26 protein-coding genes are annotated in these 24911 nt (G+C 72.4%); 8 read left to right on the forward strand and 18 right to left on the reverse strand.

Annotated elements, in window-relative coordinates; all coding sequences use genetic code 11:
• Nucleotides 1–44: 44 nt before the first annotated feature.
• From pstC to pstB, 3 genes are read left to right on the forward strand one after another with little or no spacing between them, the layout of a single operon-like run.
• Nucleotides 45–1037: a phosphate ABC transporter permease subunit PstC gene (gene pstC, locus ABVB68_RS00080; protein WP_353598711.1), complete on the forward strand. Its 993-nt coding sequence runs from the start codon at nucleotides 45–47 to the stop codon at nucleotides 1035–1037.
• The gene (gene pstA / locus ABVB68_RS00085) at nucleotides 1034–2095 is read left to right on the forward strand and encodes a phosphate ABC transporter permease PstA (RefSeq protein WP_353598712.1); all 1062 of its coding nucleotides are present in this window, start codon (nucleotides 1034–1036) and stop codon (nucleotides 2093–2095) included. Before pstC ends, pstA begins: the two co-directional genes overlap by 4 nt.
• A 52-nt stretch (nucleotides 2096–2147) precedes the next feature.
• Complete coding sequence (gene pstB, locus ABVB68_RS00090; protein ID WP_353598713.1) at nucleotides 2148–2924, forward strand: phosphate ABC transporter ATP-binding protein PstB; 777 nt, start codon at nucleotides 2148–2150, stop codon at nucleotides 2922–2924.
• A gap of 328 nt (nucleotides 2925–3252) precedes the next feature.
• Here the strand turns inward: pstB and ABVB68_RS00095 are convergent, their stop codons facing one another.
• Together ABVB68_RS00095 and ABVB68_RS00100 are read right to left on the reverse strand one after the other, a co-directional pair.
• Nucleotides 3253–4251, reverse strand: coding sequence for an inorganic phosphate transporter (locus ABVB68_RS00095; RefSeq protein ID WP_353598714.1), 999 nt, complete (start codon nucleotides 4249–4251; stop codon nucleotides 3253–3255).
• A 7-nt stretch (nucleotides 4252–4258) separates the two neighbouring features.
• Complete coding sequence (locus tag ABVB68_RS00100) at nucleotides 4259–4879, reverse strand: DUF47 domain-containing protein (RefSeq protein WP_353598715.1); 621 nt, start codon at nucleotides 4877–4879, stop codon at nucleotides 4259–4261.
• Nucleotides 4880–5086: 207 nt separating this feature from the next.
• On the opposite strand from ABVB68_RS00100, the gene ABVB68_RS00105 reads away from it, so the two are divergent.
• The gene (locus tag ABVB68_RS00105; RefSeq protein WP_353598716.1) at nucleotides 5087–5392 is read left to right on the forward strand and encodes a metal-sensitive transcriptional regulator; all 306 of its coding nucleotides are present in this window, start codon (nucleotides 5087–5089) and stop codon (nucleotides 5390–5392) included.
• A 114-nt stretch (nucleotides 5393–5506) separates the two neighbouring features.
• Here ABVB68_RS00105 and ABVB68_RS00110 read toward each other — a convergent pair whose 3' ends face one another.
• Nucleotides 5507–5674, reverse strand: a complete 168-nt coding sequence (locus ABVB68_RS00110; RefSeq protein WP_353599155.1) for a hypothetical protein — start codon at nucleotides 5672–5674, stop codon at nucleotides 5507–5509.
• A 100-nt stretch (nucleotides 5675–5774) separates the two neighbouring features.
• The gene (locus ABVB68_RS00115) at nucleotides 5775–6629 is read right to left on the reverse strand and encodes an SCO4651 family lipoprotein (RefSeq protein WP_353598717.1); all 855 of its coding nucleotides are present in this window, start codon (nucleotides 6627–6629) and stop codon (nucleotides 5775–5777) included.
• A 161-nt stretch (nucleotides 6630–6790) separates the two neighbouring features.
• On the opposite strand from ABVB68_RS00115, the gene ABVB68_RS00120 reads away from it, so the two are divergent.
• Nucleotides 6791–6973 carry a hypothetical protein gene (locus tag ABVB68_RS00120; protein WP_353598718.1) on the forward strand — a complete coding sequence of 61 codons (183 nt, stop codon included), beginning with the start codon at nucleotides 6791–6793 and terminating at the stop codon, nucleotides 6971–6973.
• A gap of 6 nt (nucleotides 6974–6979) precedes the next feature.
• Here the strand turns inward: ABVB68_RS00120 and ABVB68_RS00125 are convergent, their stop codons facing one another.
• The 8 genes from ABVB68_RS00125 to mshD all read right to left on the reverse strand — a co-directional run bounded on the left by ABVB68_RS00125 (nucleotide 6980) and on the right by mshD (nucleotide 15577).
• Nucleotides 6980–7402, reverse strand: a complete 423-nt coding sequence (locus ABVB68_RS00125) for an NUDIX hydrolase (RefSeq protein WP_353598719.1) — start codon at nucleotides 7400–7402, stop codon at nucleotides 6980–6982.
• A gap of 44 nt (nucleotides 7403–7446) precedes the next feature.
• A complete protein-coding gene (locus ABVB68_RS00130) occupies nucleotides 7447–8613 on the reverse strand; it encodes a CHAD domain-containing protein (protein WP_353598720.1) in 1167 nt (388 codons plus the stop codon).
• Nucleotides 8594–10948, reverse strand: a complete 2355-nt coding sequence (locus ABVB68_RS00135; protein WP_353598721.1) for an RNA degradosome polyphosphate kinase — start codon at nucleotides 10946–10948, stop codon at nucleotides 8594–8596. The genes ABVB68_RS00130 and ABVB68_RS00135 overlap by 20 nt, the downstream gene beginning before the upstream one ends.
• Before the next feature lie 478 nt (nucleotides 10949–11426).
• Entirely contained in the window at nucleotides 11427–12179 is a 753-nt protein-coding gene (locus tag ABVB68_RS00140; RefSeq protein WP_353598722.1) for an ABC-2 membrane transporter-related protein, read from the reverse strand.
• Nucleotides 12176–13216, reverse strand: a complete 1041-nt coding sequence (locus ABVB68_RS00145; RefSeq protein WP_353598723.1) for an ABC-2 membrane transporter-related protein — start codon at nucleotides 13214–13216, stop codon at nucleotides 12176–12178. Before ABVB68_RS00145 ends, ABVB68_RS00140 begins: the two co-directional genes overlap by 4 nt.
• On the reverse strand, nucleotides 13213–14109 hold the full coding sequence (locus ABVB68_RS00150; protein ID WP_353598724.1) for an ABC transporter ATP-binding protein: 897 nt from the start codon (nucleotides 14107–14109) through the stop codon (nucleotides 13213–13215). Before ABVB68_RS00150 ends, ABVB68_RS00145 begins: the two co-directional genes overlap by 4 nt.
• A complete protein-coding gene (locus ABVB68_RS00155) occupies nucleotides 14106–14549 on the reverse strand; it encodes a GntR family transcriptional regulator (RefSeq protein ID WP_353598725.1) in 444 nt (147 codons plus the stop codon). Before ABVB68_RS00155 ends, ABVB68_RS00150 begins: the two co-directional genes overlap by 4 nt.
• A 101-nt stretch (nucleotides 14550–14650) precedes the next feature.
• Nucleotides 14651–15577: a mycothiol synthase gene (gene mshD / locus ABVB68_RS00160; protein WP_353598726.1), complete on the reverse strand. Its 927-nt coding sequence runs from the start codon at nucleotides 15575–15577 to the stop codon at nucleotides 14651–14653.
• Between the two features lie 168 nt (nucleotides 15578–15745).
• Between mshD and ABVB68_RS00165 the strand changes: the two genes are divergently transcribed.
• A complete protein-coding gene (locus ABVB68_RS00165; RefSeq protein WP_353598727.1) occupies nucleotides 15746–17545 on the forward strand; it encodes a bifunctional metallophosphatase/5'-nucleotidase in 1800 nt (599 codons plus the stop codon).
• Between the two features lie 105 nt (nucleotides 17546–17650).
• On the opposite strand, the gene ABVB68_RS00170 is transcribed toward ABVB68_RS00165, so the two are convergent.
• The 6 genes from ABVB68_RS00170 to ABVB68_RS00195 form a co-directional block, all read right to left on the reverse strand.
• Nucleotides 17651–19132 (reverse strand): sensor histidine kinase, encoded by a 1482-nt coding sequence (locus tag ABVB68_RS00170; protein ID WP_353598728.1) that lies wholly within the window; start codon nucleotides 19130–19132, stop codon nucleotides 17651–17653.
• Nucleotides 19129–19863, reverse strand: coding sequence for a response regulator transcription factor (locus tag ABVB68_RS00175; RefSeq protein ID WP_353598729.1), 735 nt, complete (start codon nucleotides 19861–19863; stop codon nucleotides 19129–19131). Before ABVB68_RS00175 ends, ABVB68_RS00170 begins: the two co-directional genes overlap by 4 nt.
• Before the next feature lie 91 nt (nucleotides 19864–19954).
• On the reverse strand, nucleotides 19955–20191 hold the full coding sequence (locus tag ABVB68_RS00180) for a hypothetical protein (protein WP_353598730.1): 237 nt from the start codon (nucleotides 20189–20191) through the stop codon (nucleotides 19955–19957).
• A 71-nt stretch (nucleotides 20192–20262) separates the two neighbouring features.
• Entirely contained in the window at nucleotides 20263–21360 is a 1098-nt protein-coding gene (locus tag ABVB68_RS00185) for a S1C family serine protease (protein WP_353598731.1), read from the reverse strand.
• A 296-nt stretch (nucleotides 21361–21656) separates the two neighbouring features.
• Nucleotides 21657–22682 carry a LacI family DNA-binding transcriptional regulator gene (locus ABVB68_RS00190; RefSeq protein WP_353598732.1) on the reverse strand — a complete coding sequence of 342 codons (1026 nt, stop codon included), beginning with the start codon at nucleotides 22680–22682 and terminating at the stop codon, nucleotides 21657–21659.
• 106 nt (nucleotides 22683–22788) lie between these two features.
• Nucleotides 22789–23568 carry a winged helix-turn-helix transcriptional regulator gene (locus ABVB68_RS00195; RefSeq protein ID WP_353598733.1) on the reverse strand — a complete coding sequence of 260 codons (780 nt, stop codon included), beginning with the start codon at nucleotides 23566–23568 and terminating at the stop codon, nucleotides 22789–22791.
• A gap of 180 nt (nucleotides 23569–23748) precedes the next feature.
• Between ABVB68_RS00195 and ABVB68_RS00200 the strand changes: the two genes are divergently transcribed.
• Both ABVB68_RS00200 and ABVB68_RS00205 read left to right on the forward strand, forming a co-directional pair.
• Nucleotides 23749–24600 (forward strand): alpha/beta hydrolase, encoded by an 852-nt coding sequence (locus tag ABVB68_RS00200; RefSeq protein WP_353598734.1) that lies wholly within the window; start codon nucleotides 23749–23751, stop codon nucleotides 24598–24600.
• A gap of 56 nt (nucleotides 24601–24656) precedes the next feature.
• Nucleotides 24657–24911, forward strand: a complete 255-nt coding sequence (locus ABVB68_RS00205) for a MoaD/ThiS family protein (RefSeq protein ID WP_353598735.1) — start codon at nucleotides 24657–24659, stop codon at nucleotides 24909–24911.

Below are 24911 nucleotides of genomic sequence, written 5' to 3' on the forward strand. Positions count from 1 at the left end.
GCCCTGCGCCCTACCGGGCACGGCTCCGCAGACCGGAGAACCCGATGGACATATCGACGACGACTGACGCTCCTCCGCCCACGCCACACCAGCCCACCGCGGCCAAGCGCGGCGCAGGCCGCCCCGGCGACCGCATCTTCCTGGGCCTGTCCCGTGGCTCGGGCATCCTGCTACTGCTGATCATGGCCGCGATCGCGGTCTTCCTCGCCTATCGCGCGTCCCTCGCGATCAGCAAGGACCACGGCAACTTCCTCACCGCTTTCGAGTGGAACACCAACCTCATCCCGCCGACCTTCGGCATCGCGGTCCTGGCCTTCGGCACGGTCGTCTCCTCGGTGATCGCCATGGTCATCGCGGTCCCGATCGCGGTCTCCATCGCGCTGTTCATCACGCACTACGCACCGCGCCGCATGGCCGCCCCCGTCGCGTACGTGATCGACCTGCTCGCCGCCGTGCCGTCCATCGTGTACGGCCTGTGGGGCGCCCTCGTCCTCGTGCCCCACATGAACGGCCTCTACGGCTGGCTCAACGACTTCTTCGGCTGGACCGGCGTCTTCTCCTGGGACCAGGGTGCGCCCCGCTCGATGCTCACCGTCGGCATCCTGCTCGCGATCATGATCCTGCCGATCATCACCAACGTGAGCCGCGAGGTCTTCCGCCAGGTCCCGCAGATGCACGAGGAGGCGGCCCTCGCCCTCGGCGCCACGCGCTGGGAGGTCATCCGCATGTCGGTGCTGCCCTTCGGGCGCTCCGGCGTGATCTCCGCCTCCATGCTCGGCCTCGGCCGTGCGCTCGGCGAGACGATGGCCGTGGCCACCGTGCTCTCCCCGTCCTTCGACATCCAGGCGAGCCTGCTCAACCCGGGCGGCGGCACCTTCGCCCAGAACATCGCCAGCAAGTTCAGCGAGGCGGACGAGTTCGGCCGTGACGCGCTCATCGCCTCCGGCCTCGTCCTGTTCGTCATCACTCTGGTGGTCAACGGCGCCGCCCGGCTGATCATCGCCCGCCGCGCGGAGTACTCGGGGGCCAACGCATGAGCACCGCAAGCCTGACCGACCAGGCCCCGAGCACCCTGCGCGGCGCCAGCCTGCCGAGGTGGTCGCCGTGGGCGATCGCCGCCGGTTCCGTCGCCCTCGGCATCGGGATCTCGCTGGCCGCCGGTCTGGACAGCAGGATCCAGTGGGGTCTGATCGCCGCCGTGCTGTTCGTCCTCGGCACGTACGCCGTCGCCGCGCGCGTCGAGGGCACCCGCCAGGCCAAGGACCGGGTCGCGACCAGCTTCGTCTGGGTCGCCTTCCTGATCGCCGTGGTTCCGCTGGTCTCCCTGATCTGGGTGACCGTCGCGCGCGGTGTGAAGGTCCTGGACCTCTACTTCCTGAGCCACTCGATGGGCGTCGTCGCCGACACCGAGCCCGGCGGCGGCATCTACCACGCCATCATCGGCAGCCTGGAGCAGGTCGGCCTCGCCACTGCCGTCGGCGCCCCGATCGGCGTGCTCACCGCGATCTACCTCGTGGAGTACGGGCGCGGCCGGCTCGCCAGGTCCGTGACGTTCTTCGTCGACGTGATGACCGGTATCCCCTCGATCGTCGCGGGTCTGTTCATCCTCAGCCTGATGCTGATCCTGAAGACGGGATACTCCGGCTTCGCCGGCGCGCTGGCCCTGGCCATCCTGATGATGCCCGTCGTCGTCCGCTCCACCGAGGAGATGCTCAAGCTCGTCCCGAACGAGCTGCGTGAGGCCTCCCTGGCGCTGGGCGTGCCCAAGTGGCGCACCATCCTGAAGGTGGTCCTGCCGACCTCCATCGGCGGCATCACCACCGGTGTCATGCTGGCCGTGGCGCGTATCGCGGGCGAGACCGCGCCGGTGCTGCTGCTGGTGTTCGGCAACCCGTTCATCAACAACAACCCCTTCGAGGGGGCGCAGGCGTCGCTGCCGCTGTACATCTACCAGCAGTTCGCGAACAGCGCGGGTTCCGGAGCGGCGTACGACCGGGCCTGGGCGGCCTCGCTGACGCTGATCGCCTTCGTGATGATCCTGAACCTCGTGGCCCGCGGCATCGCCCGCTGGAAGGCCCCGAAGACCGGTCGCTGAGTCGCGGCCAACCCCGGCGACTGATCAAGACTTTTCTGGAAGTGAAGTAGACATGGCCAAGCGAATCGACGTAAGCGGTCTCACCGCCTACTACGGCTCCCACAAGGCGATCGAGGACATCTCGATGACGGTCGAGCCGCGCTCGGTGACGGCTTTCATCGGGCCGTCCGGCTGCGGCAAGTCGACGTTCCTGCGGACGCTGAACCGTATGCACGAGGTCACCCCCGGTGGCCGCGTCGAGGGCAAGGTGCTGCTCGACGACGAGGACCTGTACGGCGCCGGCATCGACCCGGTGTCGGTGCGGCGCGAGATCGGCATGGTGTTCCAGCGGCCGAACCCGTTCCCGACGATGTCGATCTTCGACAACGTGGCGGCCGGCCTGCGCCTGAACGGCGGCTACCGCAAGAGCGAGCTGAACGAGGTCGTCGAGAAGTCGCTCCGGGGCGCCAACCTCTGGAACGAGGTCAAGGACCGCCTGAACAAGCCGGGCTCCGGCCTCTCCGGTGGTCAGCAGCAGCGTCTGTGCATCGCCCGCGCCATCGCGGTCGAGCCGAAGGTGCTGCTGATGGACGAGCCCTGCTCCGCCCTGGACCCGATCTCGACCCTCGCCATCGAGGACCTGATCGGCGAGCTGAAGGAGCGTTTCACGATCGTCATCGTGACGCACAACATGCAGCAGGCGGCGCGCGTCTCGGACCGTACGGCGTTCTTCAACCTGTCGGCCGTCGGCCAGCCCGGGCGCCTGATCGAGATCGACGACACCGAGCGGATCTTCTCCAACCCGTCCGTCCAGGCCACGGAGGACTACATCTCCGGCCGCTTCGGCTGACGGGCACCGCCGCTCCGGCCCGGCCGGGCGGCCTCGCCGAACCCCTCGCGGTGCTGCATGGCGGTGCCACCGCGAGGACGCAAAGGGCCCGCCCCCGGTCTCCGGGGGCGGGCCCACGCGTGTGCCCGGCGGCCCCGCCCCCGCCTGCACCGCTTCCCGCACCACCCCCGCGCCCGCGCGACGGGCCGGGCAGGGGGCGGGCTCTGTTTCGCGCGGCGGACGGGCCGGGCAGGGGGGCGGGCTCTGTCTCGCCCGGCGGGCGGGCCGGGGAGAGGGAACGGGCCTCGGTCTCACCCGGCTTACGGGCCGGGCAGGGGGCGGGGCGCGGTTACAGGACCGTCAGGTTGACCAGGCCGAAGGCCGCCGCCGCGACCAGTCCCGCCGCCGGCATCGTGATGAACCAGCCGAGGACGATGTTCTTCGCCACGCCCCAGCGCACGGCGTTCACGCGCTTGGTCGCGCCCACGCCCATGATCGCCGAGGTGATGACATGGGTCGTGGAGATCGGCGCCTTGAAGAGGAACGCGGTCGTGAACATGATCGACGCGCCCGTCGCCTCGGCCGCGAACCCCTGCGGCGGGTCCAGCTCGATGATCTTGCGGCCCAGGGTGCGCATGATCCGCCAGCCACCGGCGTACGTGCCCAGGGACAGCATCACCGCACAGACGATCTTGACCCAGATCGGGATCGGGTCGCCGAACGACTCATGGCCGGAGATGACCAGCGCCAGCACCACGACACCCATGGTCTTCTGGGCGTCCTGCAGACCGTGACCGAGCGCCATCGCGGCCGCCGAGACGGTCTGCGCGATGCGGAATCCCCGCTTGGCCTTGTGCGGGTTGGACCGGCGGAACAGCCACATGATCGCCGTCATGACCAGGTAGCCGACGATCAGGCCCACGACCGGCGACAGGAACATCGGGATGACGATCTTGTCGAGGACGCCGTTCCAGATCACGTCCGTGCCGCCCGCCAGCGCCGCCCCCACCATGCCGCCGAACAGGGCGTGGGAGGACGAGGAGGGCAGGCCGAAGTACCAGGTGACGAGGTTCCAGACGATCGCGCCCACCAGGGCGGCGAAGAGGACGCCCAGCCCCTTCGCCCCCTGGGGCGTCGCGATCAGGCCCTCGCTGACCGTCTTGGCGACGCCGGAGCCGAAGAAGGCACCGGCGAGGTTCATCACGGCCGCCATGGCGAGGGCGGCCCGCGGGGTCAGCGCCCGCGTCGACACCGAGGTCGCGATCGCGTTCGCGGAGTCGTGGAAACCGTTGGTGTAGGTGAAGAAGAGCGCGACCGCGATGGTCACGATCAGAGCGAAGGTGTCCATCGACGCCTCAGGACTCCTTGACGGCGATGGTCTCCACCGTGTTCGCCACGTGTTCGAACGCGTCCGCCGCCTCTTCCAGGACGTCCACGATCTGCTTGAGCTTGAGCACCTCGATCGCGTCGTACTTGCCGTTGAAGAGGTGGGCGAGCAGCTTGCGGTGGATCTGGTCCGCCTGGTTCTCCAGCCGGTTGATCTCGATCCAGTACTCGGTGAGGTTGTTCAGCGTCCGGAGGTTCGGCATGGCCTCGGCCGTCAGCTCGGCGGCGCGGGCCAGCACCTCGATCTGCTGCTCGACGCCCTTCGGCAGTTCCTCGACGTTGTAGAGGACGACCAGGTCGACGGCCTCCTCCATGAAGTCCATGATGTCGTCGAGGGAGCCGGCGAGGGTGTAGATGTCCTCGCGGTCGAACGGCGTGATGAACGAGGAGTTCAACTGGTGGAAGATCGCGTGGGTGGCGTCGTCACCGGCGTGTTCCGCGGCCCGCATACGCTCTGCGATCTCGGCCCGGCCGGAGGCGTCCGCCCCGAGCAGTTCCATCAGGAGCTTCGAGCCGGTGACGATGTTGTCCGCAGAGGCGGCGAACATGTCGTAGAAGCTCGTCTCCCTGGGGGTCAGACGAAAGCGCACGTGGGGTCCTCGGGGTGCTTCGGTTTTCGGTCAGGCTGATGCTAGGCGCATCATCCGGCCACGGCTATCGGGCCGTCCTCCAGTGTCGCCCATCAGGCAGAGTGATCATCACGGGGGCGTCCCAGGGGGCCCCTACCCGGCAAAATTCGTTACCATATACCCTGTAGGGGTATGTATCCGCAGCTTGTCCGAAGACGGAGGCCCGCGATGACGACGACCGAGGCCGGCGCCACGCACGGCTACCACAAGCAGAAGGACGAGCACCTCAAGCGGCTGCGCCGGATCGAGGGCCAGATCCGCGGTCTGCAGCGGATGGTCGAGGAGGACACGTACTGCATCGACATACTGACGCAGGTCTCCGCTTCCACCAAGGCCCTGCAGTCCTTCGCGCTGCAGCTGCTGGAGGAGCACCTGCGGCACTGCGTCGCGGACGCGGCCGTCAAGGGCGGTGACGAGATCGACGCGAAGGTGGACGAGGCGACGAAGGCGATCGGCCGCCTCCTGCGCACCTGAGCCGCGCGCCCGAGCCGCCAGCCTTCTGCGCCCTGGGCACGCGTGCGTCTCCTGCGCCCTGGTCACGCGCTCACGGCCTGCGTCCTTGAGCCGTGCCGCTGGGCGTCCGGCGCTTCAGACCTGGGCCGACGCGCGTTCCTCGGCCACCCGCAGCACCTCGTCGATGCTCTCCAGGCTGAGCCGCTCCTCGGCCGCGGAGGCCGCGATGATCAGCTCCCCGCACAGCTCGATCTCGGCGAGGGCCACGTGGTCCTGCACCGCCGTACCGCCGACCGGGGCCACCCGCCTCACCTCTTCTACGCCGCCATGACTTCCTAGGGTAGGCAGGGCTCTACACACCGCGCATGGCACGGACGGGCTACTTCAGGGGTGACGCACCGGACTAGTGGGGTGGCTCGTTCTCGGCGATCCGGCCCGCGTAGATGTCGCCCGGGCGCGGCAGCCTGACGTCCACGGGGACGCCGAAGCCGTACAGGAGGGTGGTGGAGGCGACCGCCACGGCGGTCTTCCTGCGGCCGTTGACGAAGCTGAAGCGCTGCCTGAGCTTGCGGACGCGGCCCTGGTCGTCCAGGTAGGCGTCGAAAACCACCTCGGCCATGGCGAACCCCTTCGCCGCCGCCGCGAGGGGCGCCCGGTCCTCGGCGGAGGCGTACCGCGCGGCCTGGTTCAGATCCGCCGTCCCCCGGAAGTGCCGGACCGCGGTGCCGCCCACCTCGGTCCTGCCGAGGTAGGTCGCCGTACGCGTCCCGCGCAGCACCTCCGCCGCCACGTACGGGTCGGTCGCGCCGCCCGTGACCAGGTTGCCGTCGGACAGCGTCGCGGTCTCCACCCGGACCCACTTGTCGGCGGGCACGCCCGCGCCCCGGTTCTTCATGAACAGGGCGCCCGGGGCGAGCAGCTCGGTGATCGGCCGGTACTCGGAGGCCCCCGTGGGGTCCTCGGGCAGGACGACGGTCAGCCGGCCGAGCCGGTGCCGGTAGTCGTAGACGCCCTTGCCGCGGATGGTGACCCGGGTGCCGCCCGTGGCCATCTCCATCGACGTGCCGGCCTTGGAGGTGCCCGCGTCGCGCAACGCGTCGGCGGCCCGGTGCAGGGCGGCGACGGGGTCGTCCACGCCCTTGACGTCGTCGGCGGCGGCGCTGCTGCCGGTACAGCCGGCGGCACCTCCGCCGAGGCCGAGCATGATGCCCACCGCGAGGACCGTCCTGCCCGCGCGCCTGTGCTGCCGCAGATCCATCGCCCGCTACCCCCAGCCGGTCGTCCGCCATGGGATCCCTGTCGTTCGGTTAACGACGGGTAGGGGGCGCCGTCACGCGCCTCCGGGAGGTGCCGGCGGGCCGGCCGGCCGGGCGGGGGCCCCAGGGGGGCGGTGCCGGCGCGGTGGGTAACGTTCTCGGTGTGGCAGTCACCGGGGCACAGCAGGACGGGCCGGAACCTGCCCGATCCGGGCGGGAACACCTCACGACGACGACCGAACAGGGCCGCTTCAGCGTGGCCCGATGCAGCTGTGGCTGGCGCGGTCCCGCCCGCCGGGCGCGCAGCCAGGCCCGCGCGGACGCGGCGGGGCACACGACGGAATGACGGGGCTCAGGCCCGCCGCGGCTGTCCGGACGGCCGGAGGAAGGCGTCCAGCAGGTCCCGGTCGCGCGGCTGGGTGAGCCGGTCGCGGGCCGCGGCGGGGGAGAGCCACAGGATCCGGTCCACCTCGTCGTTCGGCGTGAAGTGGCCGGAAACCGCCTCTGCCGCCCAGTACCGCACCTGCTTGGGCCGGCCATTGGCCGGATAGCGCAGGGTCGGCAGCTCGCCGCCCGGATCCGAGGCGTACCCGGTCTCCTCCGCGACCTCGCGCAGCGCGCCCGCGAGCGCCTCCTCGTCCCGCTTGAGTTTGCCCTTGGGGTGGGACCAGTCGTCGTACTTGGGCCGGTGGACCAGGCAGACCTCCAGGTCACCGGTGACCGGCGAGCGGCGCCAGAGCACACAGCCCGCCGCCAGGACCGCAGTGTCGTTCACGCCGCCTCCTCGTGGGCTCAGGGCGCACCCACGGCCTCGTCGGGTCAGGGCGCGCCCACGGCCTGCTGCCGCCAGGCCTGCTGGAAAGCGAACCGGGCCGCCTCCACCTCGTGCCGCTGGTCGGCGTGGAGCACGCCGAGCGCGTACGCCGTCGCGGGTGCGATGCGGGGGGTGCGCGCCGCCTGCGCGGCCGCCGCGGCGGCCTCCGAGGCGTCCCGGTGCCGGTTCAGGGCCTGCGCCGCCGCCAGCAGCCGTACGTCCACGGGTGCTCCCGGGAACTCCCGGCTGCGTTCGAGCGGGGAGGCGCCGGCCGCGGCGCACAGCACCTCCCTGGCGTAGCGGTGCAGGCGCAGCAGCAGGCGGACCTGGTGCCAGGGGCCGTCCTGGGGGTGCGGGGACGGGTCCGGGGACAGGCCGTGGACCAGGGCCTCCGCGTTGTAGGGGTGGCCCGCGGTGACCAGGGGCAGGGCGGCGACGGCGTCCGTGAGGCGTTCCTGCGCCGCGGCGGCGAGGGGTCGCAGCCCGGTGGTGGGGGCGGCGGGGGTGAGGGGCACCTCGCTGGCGAGTACGGCGACCCGGTCCGCGACGGCGTGGAAGCGGGAGGAGCCGAGCGCCTGGAGCGCCGTGGAGTGCGCCCGGGTCCGGGCCAGGGTGAGCTGGCGTTCCAGCAGGGCGCCCGCCTTGGCCGCGCCCACGGTGAGGCTGCCGCGTTCCGGGACCGGCGCGGGCCTGGCCGGGCCACCGGCGCTGTCCGCTGCCAGGGCGCGCGGCCGGACCGTCCCGGTACGCGAGCCCACGGCCGCGTCGGCGGGGCCGACGGCCACCGCGCCGACCGGCTGCGCGGGCAGCGCGGCCGAGCCGGACAGCCGGTGCAGCGCGAGCAACAGCCGTTCCAGCCGGGCCTCGTAGGCGTGCTCCAGGCCAAGGGTGCCGGACAGCCAGGCCAGTTCCGGGCGCATCTCCTCCGACCAGTCGGAGTCGAGCAGGGGGCGGAAGGTGTGCAGGCTGCCGCTGATGCGGCGGGCCGAGCGGCGCAGGGCGCGTGCCGCGTCGACGGACCCCTCCGCGCCGCCCGCGGGAGCACCGCCGGTCTCCCGGTGCAGGCGCAGGGCGCGCAGGAACTCCGTGGCCTGGGCGCGCAGGTAGGCCGCGAGGGCGTCCCCGGTCACCTCGGCCGTGGGGTCCGTCGGGTCAAGGTGTTGCTGTGCCACGCCGGCGCCTCCGGGCGTCTATGAGCATCTCCTGGATGTTGCGCAGGGGTTGGCCGTCCGCGTCGGTCGCGTGCCGGGTCCACTCGCCGTCCGGGCCGAGGTGCCAGGAGGCGGTGCTGTCGGACATGCCGGTGTCCAGCAGCCGGTTGAGGGCTGCGCGGTGGCCGGGGTCGACCACCCGGACCAGGGCCTCTATCCGGCGGTCGAGGTTGCGGTGCATCATGTCGGCGCTGCCGATCCACACCTCGGGTTCGCCGCCGTTGCCGAAGGCGAACACCCGGGAGTGTTCCAGGAAGCGGCCGAGTATGGAGCGGACCCGGATGCTCTCCGACAGGCCCGTGACGCCGGGGCGGAGGGCGCAGATGCCGCGCACCCAGATGTCGACCGGCACGCCCGCCTGGGAGGCCCGGTACAGCGCGTCGATGACGGCCTCGTCGACCATCGAGTTGACCTTGATGCGGACGAAGGCCGGACGGCCCGCCCGGTGGTGCTGGACCTCTTTGTCGATCCGTGCGATCAGGCCGTCCCGCAGGGACTTGGGGGCGACGAGGAGCCGGCGGTAGGTCTCGCGGCGGGAGTAGCCGGACAGCCGGTTGAAGAGGTCGGAGAGGTCCGCGCCGACCTGCGGGTCGGCGGTGAGCAGGCCGAGGTCCTCGTACAGGCGGGCGGTCTTCGGGTGGTAGTTGCCCGTGCCGACGTGGCTGTAGCGGCGCAGGGTCTCGCCCTCCTGGCGGACCACCAGGGACAGCTTGCAGTGGGTCTTCAGGCCGACCAGGCCGTAGACGACGTGGCAGCCGGCCTCCTCCAGTTTGCGTGCCCACTTGATGTTGGCGTGCTCGTCGAAGCGGGCCTTGATCTCGACCAGGACGAGGACCTGCTTGCCGGACTCGGCCGCGTCGATGAGCGCGTCGACTATGGGGGAGTCGCCGGAGGTGCGGTAGAGGGTCTGCTTGATGGCGAGGACGTCCGGGTCGCCGGCCGCCTGCTCCAGGAAGGCCTGGACGGAGGTGGAGAAGGAGTCGTACGGGTGGTGCAGCAGCACGTCCCGGGCGCGCAGGGCCGCGAAGATGTCGGGCGCGGACGCCGACTCGACCTCGGCGAGGTCGCGGTGGGTGCCGGCGACGAACTTCGGGTACTTCAGCTCCGGCCGGTCCAGGCTGTGGATGCGGAAGAGGCCGGTGAGGTCCAGCGGGCCGGGCAGCGGGTAGACCTCGGCCTCGGAGATCTTGAGCTCGCGCACCAGCAGGTCGAGCACCTCGCGGTCGATGGACTCCTCGACCTCCAGGCGCACCGGCGGGCCGAACCGGCGCCGCATCAGTTCCTTCTCCAGGGCCTGCAGGAGGTTCTCGGCGTCGTCCTCCTCGACCTCGAGGTCCTCGTTGCGGGTGAGCCGGAAGGCGTGGTGCTCGAGCACCTCCATGCCCGGGAACAGCTCCTCCAGGTGCGCGGCGATGACGTCCTCCAGGGGGACGTACCGGCCGGGCGCGGCCTCCAGGAAGCGGGACAGCAGCGGCGGCACCTTCACGCGCGCGAAGTGCTTGTGGCCGCTGACCGGGTTGCGTACGACGACGGCCAGGTTCAGGGAGAGGCCGGAGATGTACGGGAAGGGGTGCGCGGGGTCCACGGCCAGCGGGGTGAGGACGGGGAAGATCTGGTGCCGGAAGAGCGTGAAGAGCCGCGCCTGCTCCTTCTCGGCCAGCTCGCTCCAGCGGACCAGGTGGATGCCCTCGTCGGCCAGGGCGGGGGCGACGTCCTCGTGGTAGCAGGCGGCGTGCCGGGCCATCAGCTCGCGGGAGCGGGCCCAGATCATCTCCAGCACCTCGCGCGGCTGCAGGCCGGAGGCGGAGCGGGTGGCGACACCGGTGGCGATGCGGCGCTTGAGGCCGGCCACCCGGACCATGAAGAACTCGTCCAGGTTGCTGGCGAAGATCGCCAGGAAGTTCGCGCGCTCCAGCAGGGGCGTGTTCGGGTCCTCGGCCAGCTCCAGGACGCGTTCGTTGAAGGCGAGCCAGCTGCGCTCCCGGTCGAGGAACCGGCCCTGCGGCAGTGGTGCCCCCTCGTTCGGGGCCTCCTCGTACACGTCCAGATCCGCGTCGAGGTCGGGTTCCAGATCGGAGACCACGGCGGCCACGGTGTGCGGCCGGTGCGCGGCGATGGAGCCCACGGAGGGCTGGGTGTGCTGGACCGGTGCCTGGGCGTCTGGCTGACTCATGACCCCATTCTTCCGCGCCACGGGCGTGACGGGCGCGTCGGAGCGTGCGGGCGGGAGCGTCACGGCCCCGTTCTGCGCGGGCCCCTCGGGGGGCGGCGAAGGCTCTGGCACGGCGGGCTTCATTGGCCGAGCCTCGCAAGCCCGGCTGAATCAATGGTTACGGCGACATGACGTGCGGGATAGCGCGGGGCGGCTCCCGGAAGTCCCCGCCGCTGAGACGGCGGATACGGCACGGCCCCGGACGCGGGCCGGCCCGGACGCGCCCCGGGACGCACGCGTCCTGGCGCGAGTGCGCCCTGAGGCGGATGCGTACCGGCAGGAATCCGCCCCGAGGCGAATGCGCCCTGGGGCGAGCCCCTTGGGACGAATGCGCCCGGGACCGCGCGCGCCCCGGGACGCACGCGTACCGGCGCGAGTGCGCCCCGAGGCGAATGCGTACCGGCAGGAATCCGCCTCCAGGCGAATGCGCGCCTGGGGCGAGCCCTTGGGACGCATGCGCCCGGGACCGCGCGCGCCCCGGGACGCACGCGTACCAAGGCGGAGGGTCCCGCACGTCGCTCCCCCTGTGGAGCGGCGTGCGGGACCGTGCGGGGGTGTGGGCTCAGGCCGTCCGGCGGCGCAGCACCGCGTAGGCGGCGACGGTGGCGAGTGCGGTCAGGGCGAGGACGATGCCGGTGGCCGCCAGGTGCAGGGACCGGAATCCGGACAGCGTGCCGCGCAGCGGCTTCCACAGTTCGCCCACCCACATCCGCAGCACCAGGGTGGTGGCGAGGGCGGCGCCCAGCGCGGGCAGGGTGCGGCGCAGCACCAGGCCGGCCAGGACGCCGGCGGCCAGGGCGAACAGCACCAGGGCGGGCAGCAGCGGGCCGCGCGGGACGAAGACGCGGTCCCAGGTCCAGTGGGTGACCAGGACGTCCCGGTCGGCGGACCAGACCCGGTCGAAGGCCACGGCGAGGACGGTGCCGCCGGCCAGCAGCGGCACGGCGGCCGTGGTGAGGCTCGCGGTGAGCCAGCGGACCGGGGAGACGGCCTGGGTCCAGGCGAGGCCCGCGGTACCGGACTCCAGCTCGCGGCCGATCAGCGCGCCGCCCGCCCAGGCGGCCACCGCGCAGGGGACGTAGGTGAGGGCCTCGCCGAGGAAGTTCATGACGTCGGTGACGTCGGTGAGCGCGTTGTAGCCGCACCAGCCCCTGGACCGCAGGCAGGACCGGTCCCTGGGCGCCCCGGAGAAGTGCACCCAGAGCAGTTCCCCGGTGACGATGACGACGAAGGCGGCCCAGATCAGCAGCGCCGGCCGGTGCAGCCGCCGTACGGTGCGCCCGGTGGCCGGCCGGGCGGGGGCGAGGGCGGTCATGCGGCGGCTCCCGCGGGTGCCGGGGCCGACGGGGTGCCGGTGGCCGCCGGGGCCGTGCGCAGCGGCCCGGTCAGCCGGCGCAGCGCCAGGAAGGAGCCGAGCACCAGCAGCCCGGCGACGGCGAGGACCAGCGCGCCGGTGGTGAGCTGGAGCGGCCAGAAGTGGGAGTAGGGGTGGTAGGTGTCCCAGTGGCCGACGAAGCCGGCGTAGGCGGCCCGGCAGTCGGTGCGGCAGTCGGGGATCGGCACATGGGCGCCGGACCGGGTCACCATGCCCTCGTCGACGTGGAGCCCCGGGCCGCCGGCGCCCTGGTTCATCGGGGAGACGGCGGTGACCGCGGGCCACAGGTGCGGCAGGGCCAGCTCGGTCGCACCGCGCAGGGCCCCGGTGACCACCGTGGCGACGACGAGCGCGGGCAGCGTGCGGCGCAGCAGCAGGCCCGAGAGCGTGCCGGCGGCGAGCCCGGCGAGGGCCAGGGCGAGGACGGTGGGGCCGTCCGCGTGGAAGGTGAAGCGGTCGTACCAGTCCTTGGCGCTGTCGACACGGCCCCGGCCGGCGGTCCAGGCGAGGTGGTGCAGCCAGCACAGCAGGCCGGTCCCGGCGGCGACCAGGAGGGCCGGGACCGCCAGCCGGACCGCCAGCCAGCGGGCCGGGGAGGTGCTCTGCGTCCAGGCCAGCCGGGCGGTGCCGGACTCCAGCTCGCGGCCGACGAGCGCGCCGCCCGCCCAGGCGGCCACCAGGAAGGGCAGGGCGTTCAGGGTGAGGGTGGCGTAGTTGTACAGGTCCTTGTAGCGCAGGATCGCGTCCTGGTCGTAGGAGCAGTTCAGCGCGCCGGCGCAGGCGTCGTACCGCCGCCAGCCCTCGGCCGCCGCGTCCGCGAGGGGGCCGCGCAGGGCGAGCAGTGACACGGTCAGGGCGAGCACCAGGCCGGCCCAGCCGTACAGCGCGGGCCGGTGCAGGCGCAGCACCCAGCGGGCCGGGGCCGGCTTCCCGGCGTCTGGACGCGGCGCGGCCGGGCCGGTCGGGGCGGCGGTCATACGGCGTGCTCCTCGGTCGGGGCCGGCAGGGCGGTGAGGGCGGGGGCGGCGGGGTTGCGCAGGTGGGCGAGGACCAGCTCCTCCAGGGAGGGCGCCGAGGTGCGCCAGCCGGCCGGGAGCGGCCCGGCCGGGCGGATCAGCGCGCTGGTCTGGCGTCCGGTGACCCGGGACTCGACCACGGTGTGGGCGTCGAGGCCGGGGGCGTCGGTGGCGCCGGTCACCCGCAGGTGGGCGGCGAGCAGGTCGTCGATCTCCCCGGACAGCCGTATCAGGCCGCCGCCGACCAGCAGGAGGTGGTCGCAGGAGTCCTCCAGTTCGGCGACGACGTGCGAGGACATGACGATCGTGGTGCCCCACTGGGCGGCTTCCGCCATCAGGGTGCCCATCAGCTGGTGCCGGGCCAGCGGGTCGAGGTCGGCCATCGGCTCGTCCAGGAGCAGCAGTGCGGGCCGCTTGCCGAGGGCCAGGGCGAGCGCGACGCGCGTGCGCTGGCCGCCGGAGAGGGAGCGGATGCGGGACTTCGGGTCCAGGTCGCCGTCCGCGACGATCCGTTCGGCGACGGCGGCGTCCCAGTGCACCGGGTTGAGGTCGGCGCCCATGCGCAGGGTCTCGGCGATGGTGAGCTGCGGGTGGAGCGGCTTGTCCTGGGCGACGTAGCCGACCCGGGGGCGGGCGCCGGCCGGGCTGGTGCCGAGCACCCGCAGCCGGCCCTCGGTGGGCGGGAGCAGCCCGGCGGCCAGGGCGAGCAGCGTCGACTTGCCGGCGCCGTTGGGCCCGACGACGGCGCAGACCCGCCCCGCGGGCAGCCGGAAGGCGCAGCCGCGCAGCGCCCAGCCTCCCCGCCGTCCGAAGCTCCTGCCGAGGCCGGTGGCCTCGATCGCCGTGTCGCTCATGAAGGTTCTCCCTGGGGGTGCTGTTCGGTGGCGCGGGCCGGCGGCGCCGGTGGGTGCGGTGCGGGTCCGGTGAAGTGCTGGTCGAGTACGGCGGTGAAGAGTGCGGCCACGTCGTCGCGGTCCAGGCCGGCTTCGGCGGCCCGCGCCGCCCACGCCTCCAGCTCGGCGCGCAGGGGGGTGTCGGCGGGAGCGGTGCTCAGTGACCCGCGTACGAAGGTGCCGAGCCCGCGCCGCGCCTCGACCAGGCCGTCCCGCTCCAGTTCGCGGTAGGCCTTGAGGACCGTGTTGGGGTTGATGGCGGTGGCCTCGACGACCTCGCGGGCCGTCGGGAGCTTGTCGCCGGGCCGCAGGACGCCGAGGCGGAGCGCCTGTTTGGTCTGCTGGACGATCTGGACGTAAGTGGCGACCCCGCTGTGCCGGTCGATGCGGTACTCGACCACGCCTGGCACCACCCTTTCACTAATTGAGTAGTGAAAGGGTGGTGCAAGAGAGGGGTGGCCGTCAAGACGGCCACCCCTTGTCCTCCGCCAAGCGCTGTATGTCAGGTTTCGGTGCGGTACATCAGGTCGGTCTCGTGGACCGTGAATCCCAGCCGCTCGTACACCGACACCGCCGCCTTGTTGTCGGCGTCGACGTAGAGCATCGCGGTCGCCAGGCCCTGCCGGGCCAGGTGGCGCAGGCCGACGGTGGTGAGGGCCTTGCCGAGCCCGCCGCCCTGCTCGCCGGGCCGCACCCCGAGGACGTACACCTCGCCCAGGCCCTCCTCGGCGTGCTCCTTGGTCCAGTGGAAGCCGATCAGCTCGCCACGGCGCTCGGCGAGGAAGAAGCCGGCCGGGTCGAACCAGGCCTGGGCCTTGCGGTCGTCGAGGTCCCGCTGGGTCAGCGAGCCCTGCTCGGGGTGGTGGGCGAACGCGGCCGCGTTGACCGCGAGCCAGGCGGCGTCGTCCTTGCCGGGCACGAAGGCCCGCACCGTCACGCCCTCGGGCAGCTGCGGGTCCGTCAGTTCCAGGTCGGTCAACGACCGGCGCATCTGCCGCAGTTCACGGAACAGGGTCAGGCCGAGCACCTGGGCCAGGTGCCGGGCCGCGGAGTGCCCGCCGTGCGCCCACACCCGCAGCCGCTTGCCGGAGGCGGCGAGCAGCGCCGTGCCGAGCGCCCGCCCGTGCCCGTGCCCGCGCTGGGAGGGGTGGACGACCAGCTCGGCGGCCGGAGCCTCCACCGGGTCGGTGTCCTCCAGCTGCGCGTAACCGGCGAGTTCGCCGTCGAGGGTCAGCAGTAGATGCGAGACCCCCTGGCGGGGGCCCCCGCGCAGCCGCAGCCGGCCCTGCTCGGACACCGGTTGCTGCCCGTCGACCCGGGCGGCCTCGGCGAGCAGGGTGAGCACGGCCTCGGCCTGCTCGGGGGTGAGCGCGGAGGAGGTCTCGATGGAGCGGGAGGGAAAGGCCCGTACGGCGTCGTCGCTGCTCATGCGTACGAGGGTACGGGGCGGCCGGGGTGAAGTCCCGGCACCCCGGGCGGTAAAGGAACCGGCAAAGGGAAACCAGGATGTAACCATGAAACCCCTGTCGCGCTACGCGCGTTGACCTTAGGCTGCGCTGCCGGTCCACTCATCGCAGCCGACCCACAGGGGGGTCCCATGCCAGCCGCAACCAGGCGCACCGGACGACGGGGATACGCCTTCCTCGCGACGGCCGCCGCTCTCGCCACGGCCGCCGCACTGACCGCGGCGCTGCCCGCCCAGGCGCACGCCGGCGAGGGCGGCGACGGGCACGGCCGGCCCAGCCGTTACCAGGACGTCCAGCTCCTCTCCTTCAACGACCTGCACGGCAACCTCGAACCTCCGGCCGGCTCGTCCGGCCGGGTCACCGAACTCCAGCCGGACGGCACGACGAAGACGGTCGACGCGGGCGGCGTCGAGTACCTCGCCACCCATCTGCGCCAGGCGCGCCAGGGCCACCCGTACTCGGTCACCGCGGCCGGCGGTGACATGGTCGGCGCCTCGCCGCTGCTGTCGGGCATCTTCCACGACGAGCCCACGATCGAGGCGCTCAACAAGCTGAAACTGGACGTCACCTCGGTCGGCAACCACGAGTTCGACGAGGGCGCGCGGGAGCTGGGCCGCCTGCAGAACGGCGGCTGCCACCCGACCGACGGCTGCTACACGGACAAGGGATTCAAGGGCGCGGACTTCCCCTACCTGGCGGCGAACGTCCTGGACGACAGGACGCGCAGGCCGATCCTCGCGCCCTACTGGGTCTGGCAGAAGAAGGACGTGCGGATCGGCTTCATCGGCGTCACCCTCAAGGGCACTCCCGGCATCGTCTCCGCCGACGGCGTCAAGGGCCTGACCTTCAAGGACGAGGTGGAGACGATCAACAAGTACGCCAAGGTGCTCCAGCGCCAAGGCGTGCAGTCGATCGTGGCCCTGATCCACGAGGGCGGCTTCCCGGCCTCCGGCTCCTACAACTACGACTGCGACTCACCGGGCGCCGGCGACGGCATCTCCGGACCGATCACGGACATCGCGAGGAACGTGACGCCGGCGGTGGACGCCCTGGTCACCGGCCACACCCACGCCGCCTACGTCTGCACGGTCCCGGACCCCTCCGGCCGGCCCCGCATGGTCACCTCGGCGGCCTCCTTCGGCCGCCTCTACACCGACACCACGCTGACCTACGACCGGCGCACCGGCGACATCGCGCGTACGGCGGTGAAGTCCGCGAACCGCGTGGTGACCCGGGACGTGCCCAGGGCGCCGGACATGACCGACCTCATCACCAGGTGGAACGCGCTGGCCGCGCCGATCGGGAACCGCCCCGTCGGCTACATCTCCGCCGACATCGACAACACCGGCACCGAGTCCCCGATGGGCGACCTGATCGCCGACGCGCAGCTCGCCCACGGCAGGCGGCTGGACCCGAAGACGGCTCTCGCGCTGATGAACCCGGGCGGCGTGCGGGCCGGCCTGACCTACGCGGCCAAGGGCGCCGAGGGCGACGGCGTGGTCACCTACGCCGAGGGCTTCACGGTCCAGCCCTTCGCCAACACCGTGAACCTGCAGGACTTCACCGGCGCCCAGCTGGTCCAGGTGCTCAAGGAGCAGGTGAGCGGGGCCAACGCGGCGGCCCCGAAGATCCTCCAGCCGTCCGCGGGACTGACCTACACCCTGGACCTGACCAGGTCCGGCGCGGACCGCGTGGTCACCGACTCCATCCGCCTGAACGGCGCCCCGATCGACCCGGCGGCCACCTACCGCGTCGCCACCAACAGCTTCCTCGCGGGCGGCGGTGACGGCTTCCCGACGCTGGGCCAGGGCACGAACGACCTGGTCGGCTCGGACGACCTGGCGGCCCTGAGCGCGTACCTGACGGCGAACTCGTCGGCCGCGAACCCGATCGCCCCGCCGAAGACCGACCGGATCACGATCATGCGGTAGGTGCCGTGCGCCACCTCCGCGACGACGGAACGCCCCTGGGGAACCCCCGGGGGCGTTTCACGTGGAACCACCCGCGCGGGGCCGGGAAGGGGACCCGGGCGCCGGTCAGCCGCCCGGCATCTCCGGCGGAGGTGTCGGCGCGCCCGGCAGCCGTACCGTCGCCACCGTGCCGCCGCTCTCCGCGCGGGCCAGGGTGACCTCGCCGCCCGCCTGCTGGACCGTGCGGGCCACGATGGACAGACCGAGGCCCGAGCCGGGCAGCGAGCGGGCGCCGGGGGAGCGCCAGAACCGGTCGAAGACGTACGGGAGTTCCTCCTCGGGGATGCCGGGGCCGTGGTCGCGTACCGTCAGCACGCCGCCGCTCAGCCGTACGTCGACCGTGCCGCCCTCGGGGCTGAACTTGACCGCGTTGTCGAGGATGTTGACGATCGCCCGTTCCAGCGCGGACGGCTCCGCCCGGACGAACCACGGCTCCAGGTCCGCCGTGAGGGTCAGCTCCGGCCCGCGCAGCCGCGCCCGGCGCATGGCCTCCTCGACGGTGTCCTGAAACGCCACCACCTGCAGCCGCTCGCCCCGCTGCCCCTCCGAGCGGGACAGCTCCTGCAGGTCGCCGATCAGCGAGGACAGCTCGCTCATCTGCGCCTTCACCGAGGTCAGCAGCGCCTTGCGGTCCGCCGCGGGGAGCGGCCGGCCCGTCTCCTCGCTGCGGGTGAGCAGTTCGATGTTGGTGCGCAGCGAGGTGAGCGGGGTGCGCAGCTCGTGCCCGGCGTCCGCGATCAGCTGCTGCTGGAGTTCGCGGGAGCTGGCGAGGGAGGCGGTCATCGAGTTGAAGGACCGGGACAGCCGGGCCACCTCGTCCTCGCTCTCGTCCTCCACGGGGATGCGGATGCTCAGGTCCTCGGTGCGTGCCACGTGCTCCACGGCGTCCGTGAGCTTGTCGACCGGGCGCAGTCCCGCGCGGGCCACCGCGAGCCCCGCCGCCCCGGCGCCGACCACGCCGATGCCGGAGACGAGCAGCAGGATCAGGGCGAGGTCCTTGAGGGTGTCGTGAGTGGCCTTCAGCGGTATGGCCACCTGCAGGGCCGCGTCCGGATAGAGCTCGGGACGGCTGTTCGGGCTGCTGATCGTCAGGGGCTGGGTCAGCACCCGCACCGGGGCACCCTCGGAGTCCACGCCCTCGCGCTCGACGCTGGTGATCGTCCCGTCGCTGTCGTTCGCCCGGGCGATGATGTCGAGGTCGCCGGAGACGGTCTTCACCCGGCCCGCCGAGTCGGCGGACACGCACGCGGTGCCGTCCCGGCGCACCAGCTGGAGGTAGTAGTAGGTGCCGTGGGTGCGCAGTCCGTTGGGGGAGGCCCCGGTGGGCTGCTGCGGGCACGCCGCGAGCACGGACTCCACGTTCCCCAGCCGCTGGGGCTGCGCGGTCTTGCGCAGGTCCTTGTCGACCTGCTCGAAGAGCTTGCGCTGCACGATGAACCAGCAGGTGAGCGACACCGCCGCCACCGCGAAGGCCACCGCCGCCGCCACCAGCACGGCGAGACGGGCCCGGATGGGCAGCGCCCGGTACCGGCGCACCAGCCTTCTCACTCCGCGCCGCCCTGGCGCAGGACGTACCCCACGCCCCGCACCGTGTGCACGAGACGCGGCTCGCCGCCGGCCTCGGTCTTGCGGCGCAGGTACATGACGTAGACGTCGAGGGAGTTGGAGGAGGGTTCGAAGTCGAAGCCCCAGACGGCCTTCAGGATCTGCTCGCGGGTGAGGACCTGGCGCGGATGTGCCATGAACATCTCCAGGAGCGTGAACTCGGTGCGGGTCAGCTCCACCTGCCGTCCGCCCCGCGTGACCTCGCGGGTGGCGAGGTCCATGCGCAGGTCGGCGAAGGTGAGGGCCTCGTCCTCCTGGGCCTCGGCCGACACGGTGACCGCGTAGGAGCTGCGGCGCAGCAGGGCGCGGATACGGGCGAAGAGCTCGTCCAGCTCGAAGGGCTTGACCAGGTAGTCGTCGGCTCCGGCGTCCAGTCCGGTCACCCGGTCGCCGACCGTGTCGCGGGCGGTGAGCATGAGGATCGGGGTGGTGTCCCCCGTTCCGCGGATGCGGCGGGCGGCGGTCAGGCCGTCCATGCGCGGCATCTGGATGTCGAGGACGACCAGGTCCGGCTCGTAGGCCGCGGCCTTCTCCAGGGCGTCCGCGCCGTCGACGGCCACCTCCGTGCCGTACCCCTCGAAGGCGAGGCTGCGCTGCAGGGCCTCGCGTACGGCCGGTTCGTCGTCGACGATCAGGATGCGCTGGGTGTCACGGTCGCCTTCGGCGGGGCTCATCGCTCGCGTTTCCTCGGGGTGCGGTGGGTGGTGTGGTGGGGCTCTTCCTCAGCCTCGCACGTCCTCGGGCCGGGATGCGGGCGGACCGGGCTCAAGCCCCGAGCGTGGCCAGGCCGCGCATCGTGTTCAGGCGCCTGAGCGGCACCTTGCGGCGGTGCGGGCGGGCGGCGGAGGTGCGCAGGCCCATCAGTTCGGGAACCGGGCTCCTGACCACCTCGGGGGCCCGGGGGGCCGGGACGTGCCCGTGCAGGTCGGAGGCGATCGAGATGGCCATGCCGAAGTCGGCGGGACCGCGGCCGGTGCTCTGGTGCGGAATCTTCTTGATCATGACGTACTCCCTGCTGCCGTTGGACGGATACCGCTGGAGTGGGTGCTGAGGAGGGGCGGCTGCGGTGGGCGCTAACTCCCCGAGCCCGCGCGCAGCTTGGCCAGGTCGGACTTGACGGTGTTGACGGGGATCGCGAAGCCGAGGCCGATGCTGCCCGCGTCCGAGGACGAGGAGGCCTGCGAACCCGACGAGAACATCGCGGAGTTGATGCCGACGACGTTGCCGTTCACGTCGATCAGCGCGCCACCGGAGTTGCCGGGGTTGAGGGAGGCGTCCGTCTGGATCGCCTTGTAGGTCGTGGTCGACGAACCGGTGTCGCCGTTGAACTGACGGCCGCCGAACTGGAACGGCCACTGTCCGTCGCCGCCCTGGCCCTGGCCCTGACCCTGGTTCTCGTCGGTGGAGACCGTGACGTCCCGGTCGAGGGCGGAGACGATGCCGCTGGTGACGGTGCCGGTCAGGCCCTCGGGGGAGCCGATCGCGACGACCGAGTCACCCACCTGGACGCTGCCGGAGTCGCCGAGGTGCGCCGCCTTCAGCCCCGAGGCGCCCTTGACCTTGATCAGCGCCAGGTCCTTGGAGCTGTCGGTGCCGACGAGCTCGGCGGCGTACCGCCTGCCGTCGCTGGTGCGCACCTTGATCGCGGTGGCGCCGGAGACGACGTGGTTGTTGGTGACGATCTCCCCGCCGGAGGTGACGATCACGCCGGAGCCGGTGGAGGAGCCGTTGCCCAGGGTCGCGTTCACCTCGACCACGCTCGGGCTGACCGCGGACGCGATCGCGGCGACGTCGCCCTTCTTGCCGGTGGGCACGACGTTGGTGACGGATCCGGCGGAGGCGGTCGCGTCCTTGCCGGCCAGCTCCTGGAAGCCGTACGCCGTGCCGCCGCCGACCGCCGCGGCGACGATCGCGACCGCCGCGAGGAGACCCACCGGACCCCGGGTCCGCTTGCTCGGCCCGGCGGCCGGGGCGGCCGCCACCAGGGGCTCGTAGGCCGGCGGAGGCGGCCACTCGGGGTGCACGGGAGCGGAGGGAGCCGAAGGGGCGGAGGGAGCGGGGTGGCCGTACTGCGGGGCGTGCCCGCTCTCCTGCCCGTACGTGCCCGGGTGGGCGGCACCCTGCGGGGTCCCGTACTCGTACTCGCCGCTGTGGCGGAAGCTCTCGGTCATGACTGAAGAGTCCCCCGCCACGATGAGAGCTCGATGAGTGCGCGCTGAGAAGCCCGGCAGAACCTCATTTGCCCGAAATGAAGACCCCGGCACGAGACCGGGACGCGCAGGCCCTCAGGCGCAGACCCTCAGGCGCAGGCCCTCAGGCGCAGGCCCTCAAGCGCAGACCCTCCGGCCCAGGCTCTCAGGCGCAGGCCCGGGCGCGCGGGCCCCGGCGGAAAGGCCCGGCGCACGGGTCCCGGTGCACGGGTCCCGGTGCACGGGTCCCGGCCCCGGAAAGGCCCCGGTCGGGTGGGTCAGCCCGTGCAGCCGCAGGACGTGCGCAGCACCAGCCGGGACGGGAACGTCTTCAGCCGCTCGCGCCGGGATCCGGCGATCCGCAGTCCGTCGTCCAGGACGAGGTCGACCGCCGCCCGGGCCATGGCCGAGCGGTCCGAGGCGACCGTGGTCAGCGGCGGATCGGCGAGCGCGGCCTCCTTGATGTCGTCGAAGCCCGCCACCGCCAGCTTCCCGGGCACGTCGATGCGCAGCTCGCGCGCCGCCCGGAGCACGCCGATCGCCTGGTCGTCGGTGGAGCAGAAGACGGCCGGCGGCCGGTTGGGGCCGGACAGGACGTCCAGGGCCACGCGGTAGGCGTCGTAGCGGTTGTACGGCGCCTCGAACAGACGGCCCTCGGTGGACAGGCCCGCCTCGTCCATGGCCCGCCGCCAGCCCTCGACGTGGTCGGAGACCGGGTCGCCGACGGCCGGTGTGTCGGCCGTGCCGCCCATGCAGGCCACGTACTCGTAGCCGTGTTCCAGCAGGTGGCGTACGGCAAGCTGGGCGCCGCCGAGGTCGTCCGTCACCACGGCGACGTCGTCGATGGCCTCCGGGCGCTCGTGGAGCAGCACCACCCGGGCGTCCCAGGCGTCGATCTCGGCGGCGGCGAGGTCGTTCAGCGCGTGGGACACCAGGATCAGGCCCGAGACGCGCATGCCGAGGAAGGCACGCAGATAGTGGACCTCGCGCTCGCCGATGTAGTCGGTGTTACCGACGAGGACCATTTTTCCGCGCTCGGACGCGGCCTGCTCGACCGCGTGCGCCATCTCGCCGAAGAAGGGCTGCCGGGCGTCCGGGATGATCAGGCCTATCAGGTCCGTGCGCCGCGACGCCATCGCCTGGGCGACCCGGTCGGGCCGGTACCCCAGTTCCTTGATCGCGGCGAGCACACGCTCGCGCGTTGCCGGGGCGACCGGCCGGGGTCCGTTGTTGATGACATAGCTGACGACGGCGGTGGAGGTACCCGCCAGTCGTGCCACGTCATCCCGAGTCACCTTGGCCACGCGCGGAGTCTACGCGGATTGACCCGCTCCGGGCAGGGCGTATCAGTGCTTGGATGCGCGTGGGCGATGCCCCGGCCCGGGGCGTTGCGTGCCGGGCCGGGGGAGGCTACGCGTCCGCGCGGAGTTCGGCGGCGCCGAGGACGGCGGAGGCGTCCGTCTCCTCCGCCTTTGCCCGGTCCGCCTTGGCCTTGGTCTCGTCGGACTTGCGCTCGCCCTTCTCGGGCGTAACGAATCGATAACCGACGTTCCGGACGGTGCCGATCAGGGACTCGTGCTCGGGGCCGAGCTTGGCGCGCAGCCGCCGTACGTGCACGTCGACCGTGCGGGTGCCGCCGAAGTAGTCGTACCCCCACACCTCCTGCAGGAGCTGGGCCCGGGTGAACACCCGTCCCGGATGCTGGGCGAGGTATTTCAGCAGCTCGAACTCCTTGAAGGTGAGATCGAGGACCCGCCCCTTGAGCTTGGCGGAGTAGGTCGCCTCGTCCACCGAGAGGTCGCCGTTGCGGATCTCCATGGGGGAGTCGTCGTTGACGATCTGCTGCCGGCCCATGGCGAGCCGCAGCCGTGCCTCCACCTCCGCGGGGCCGGCCGTGTCGAGGAGCACGTCGTCGATGCCCCAGTCGGCGGTGACGGCGGCGAGGCCGCCCTCGGTGACGACGAGGACGAGCGGGCAGCCGGGGCCGGTGGAGCGCAGCAGCTGGCACAGGCTGCGCACCTGCGGCAGGTCGCGGCGGCCGTCGACGAGGATGACGTCGGCGCCGGGGGTGTCGACGAGGGCGGGTCCCTCGGCGGGGGCGACCCGCACGTTGTGCAGGAGCAGGCCGAGGGCGGGGAGCACCTCCGTCGACGGCTGGAGGGCGTTGGTCAGGAGCAGCAGAGAACTCATACGTCTGGTTCCTCCTCGGTCCCTGCGAGGACGTGTGCGGTGCGGCACTGCTCTGCGTTCCCGAAGGCCCCGTACACCGCGGTCACCTGGGGTTCGCCGCTTCGTATACAACGCTTCCGAAAGCACAAAAGGACCCGGGGGCTACGCTGCCCGAGTCCTCTGCCCAGCAGAATAGCCCACATGAGCAACCGTCCGGCGGGTCACGGGGTACGTTTCACCGATCGTCCGAATTCCGAGACGACGAGATGCGGCCCTGTCCGGACGTTTCTGTACACCGCGGACGGAATTCCGATCGATTCCGTATACGTTCCCGGCGCCGGGACGGACGAACCGCTCCCGGACACCTCCCGGCCCGCCCGCCGTGACCTCGTGTTCGTCGTCGCCACCGGTTTCACCGGGGACGTGGACCGCCCGCACGTACGACGGGTGGCGGGCGTCCTGCGGGCTTACGGCGCGGTCGTCACCTTCTCCTTCCGCGGCCACGGACGCTCCGGCGGCCGCTCCACCGTCGGCGACAAGGAGGTGCTGGACCTCGCCGCAGCCGTGGAGTGGGCCCGCGGCCTCGGGCACGCGCGCGTGGTGACCGTCGGTTTCTCGATGGGCGGCTCCGTGGTGCTGCGGCACGCGGCCCTCGAACCCGGCTCGGTGGACGCGGTGGTCTCCGTCAGCGCGCCCGCCCGCTGGTACTACCGGGGCACCGCCCCCATGCGCCGCCTGCACTGGCTGGTCACCCGTCCCACGGGCCGCCTGGTGGGCCGCTACGGCCTGCGCACGCGCATCCACCACCGCGAGTGGGACCCGGTCCCGCTCTCCCCGGCCGAGGCGGTCCCCGGGATCGCGCCGACCCCGCTGCTGATCGTGCACGGCGACCGCGACGGCTATTTCCCCCTCGATCATCCCCGCATGCTCGCCGAGGCCGCCGGTGACCACGGCGAACTCTGGCTGGAGCCGGGCATGGGCCACGCCGAGAACGCGGCGGACGACGCCCTGCTGGCCCGGATCGGGGACTGGGCGGCGGCCGCGGCGGGCTAGCCTGACACCATCTGTCTTTCGTCCCTGTCCTTTCTTGCCGCCGATTGAGGAATCAGATGCCCAAGGTCACGGTGCGCTTCTGGGCCGCCGCCAAGGCCGCGGCCGGGGTCGCCGAGGAGCCGTACGACGCGGACACGCTCGCCGGGGCGCTGGCCGCCGTGCGCGCGGCACACCCCGGTGAACTCACACGTGTGCTGCAGCGATGCTCCTTCCTCGTGGACGGCGACCCCGTCGGGACCCGCGCGCATGAGACCGTACGGCTGACCGACGGCGGCACGGTCGAGGTGCTCCCGCCGTTCGCAGGAGGGTGA

The sequence above is a fragment of the Streptomyces sp. NPDC096012 genome, assembly GCF_040426375.1.
Lineage (GTDB): Bacteria > Actinomycetota > Actinomycetes > Streptomycetales > Streptomycetaceae > Streptomyces.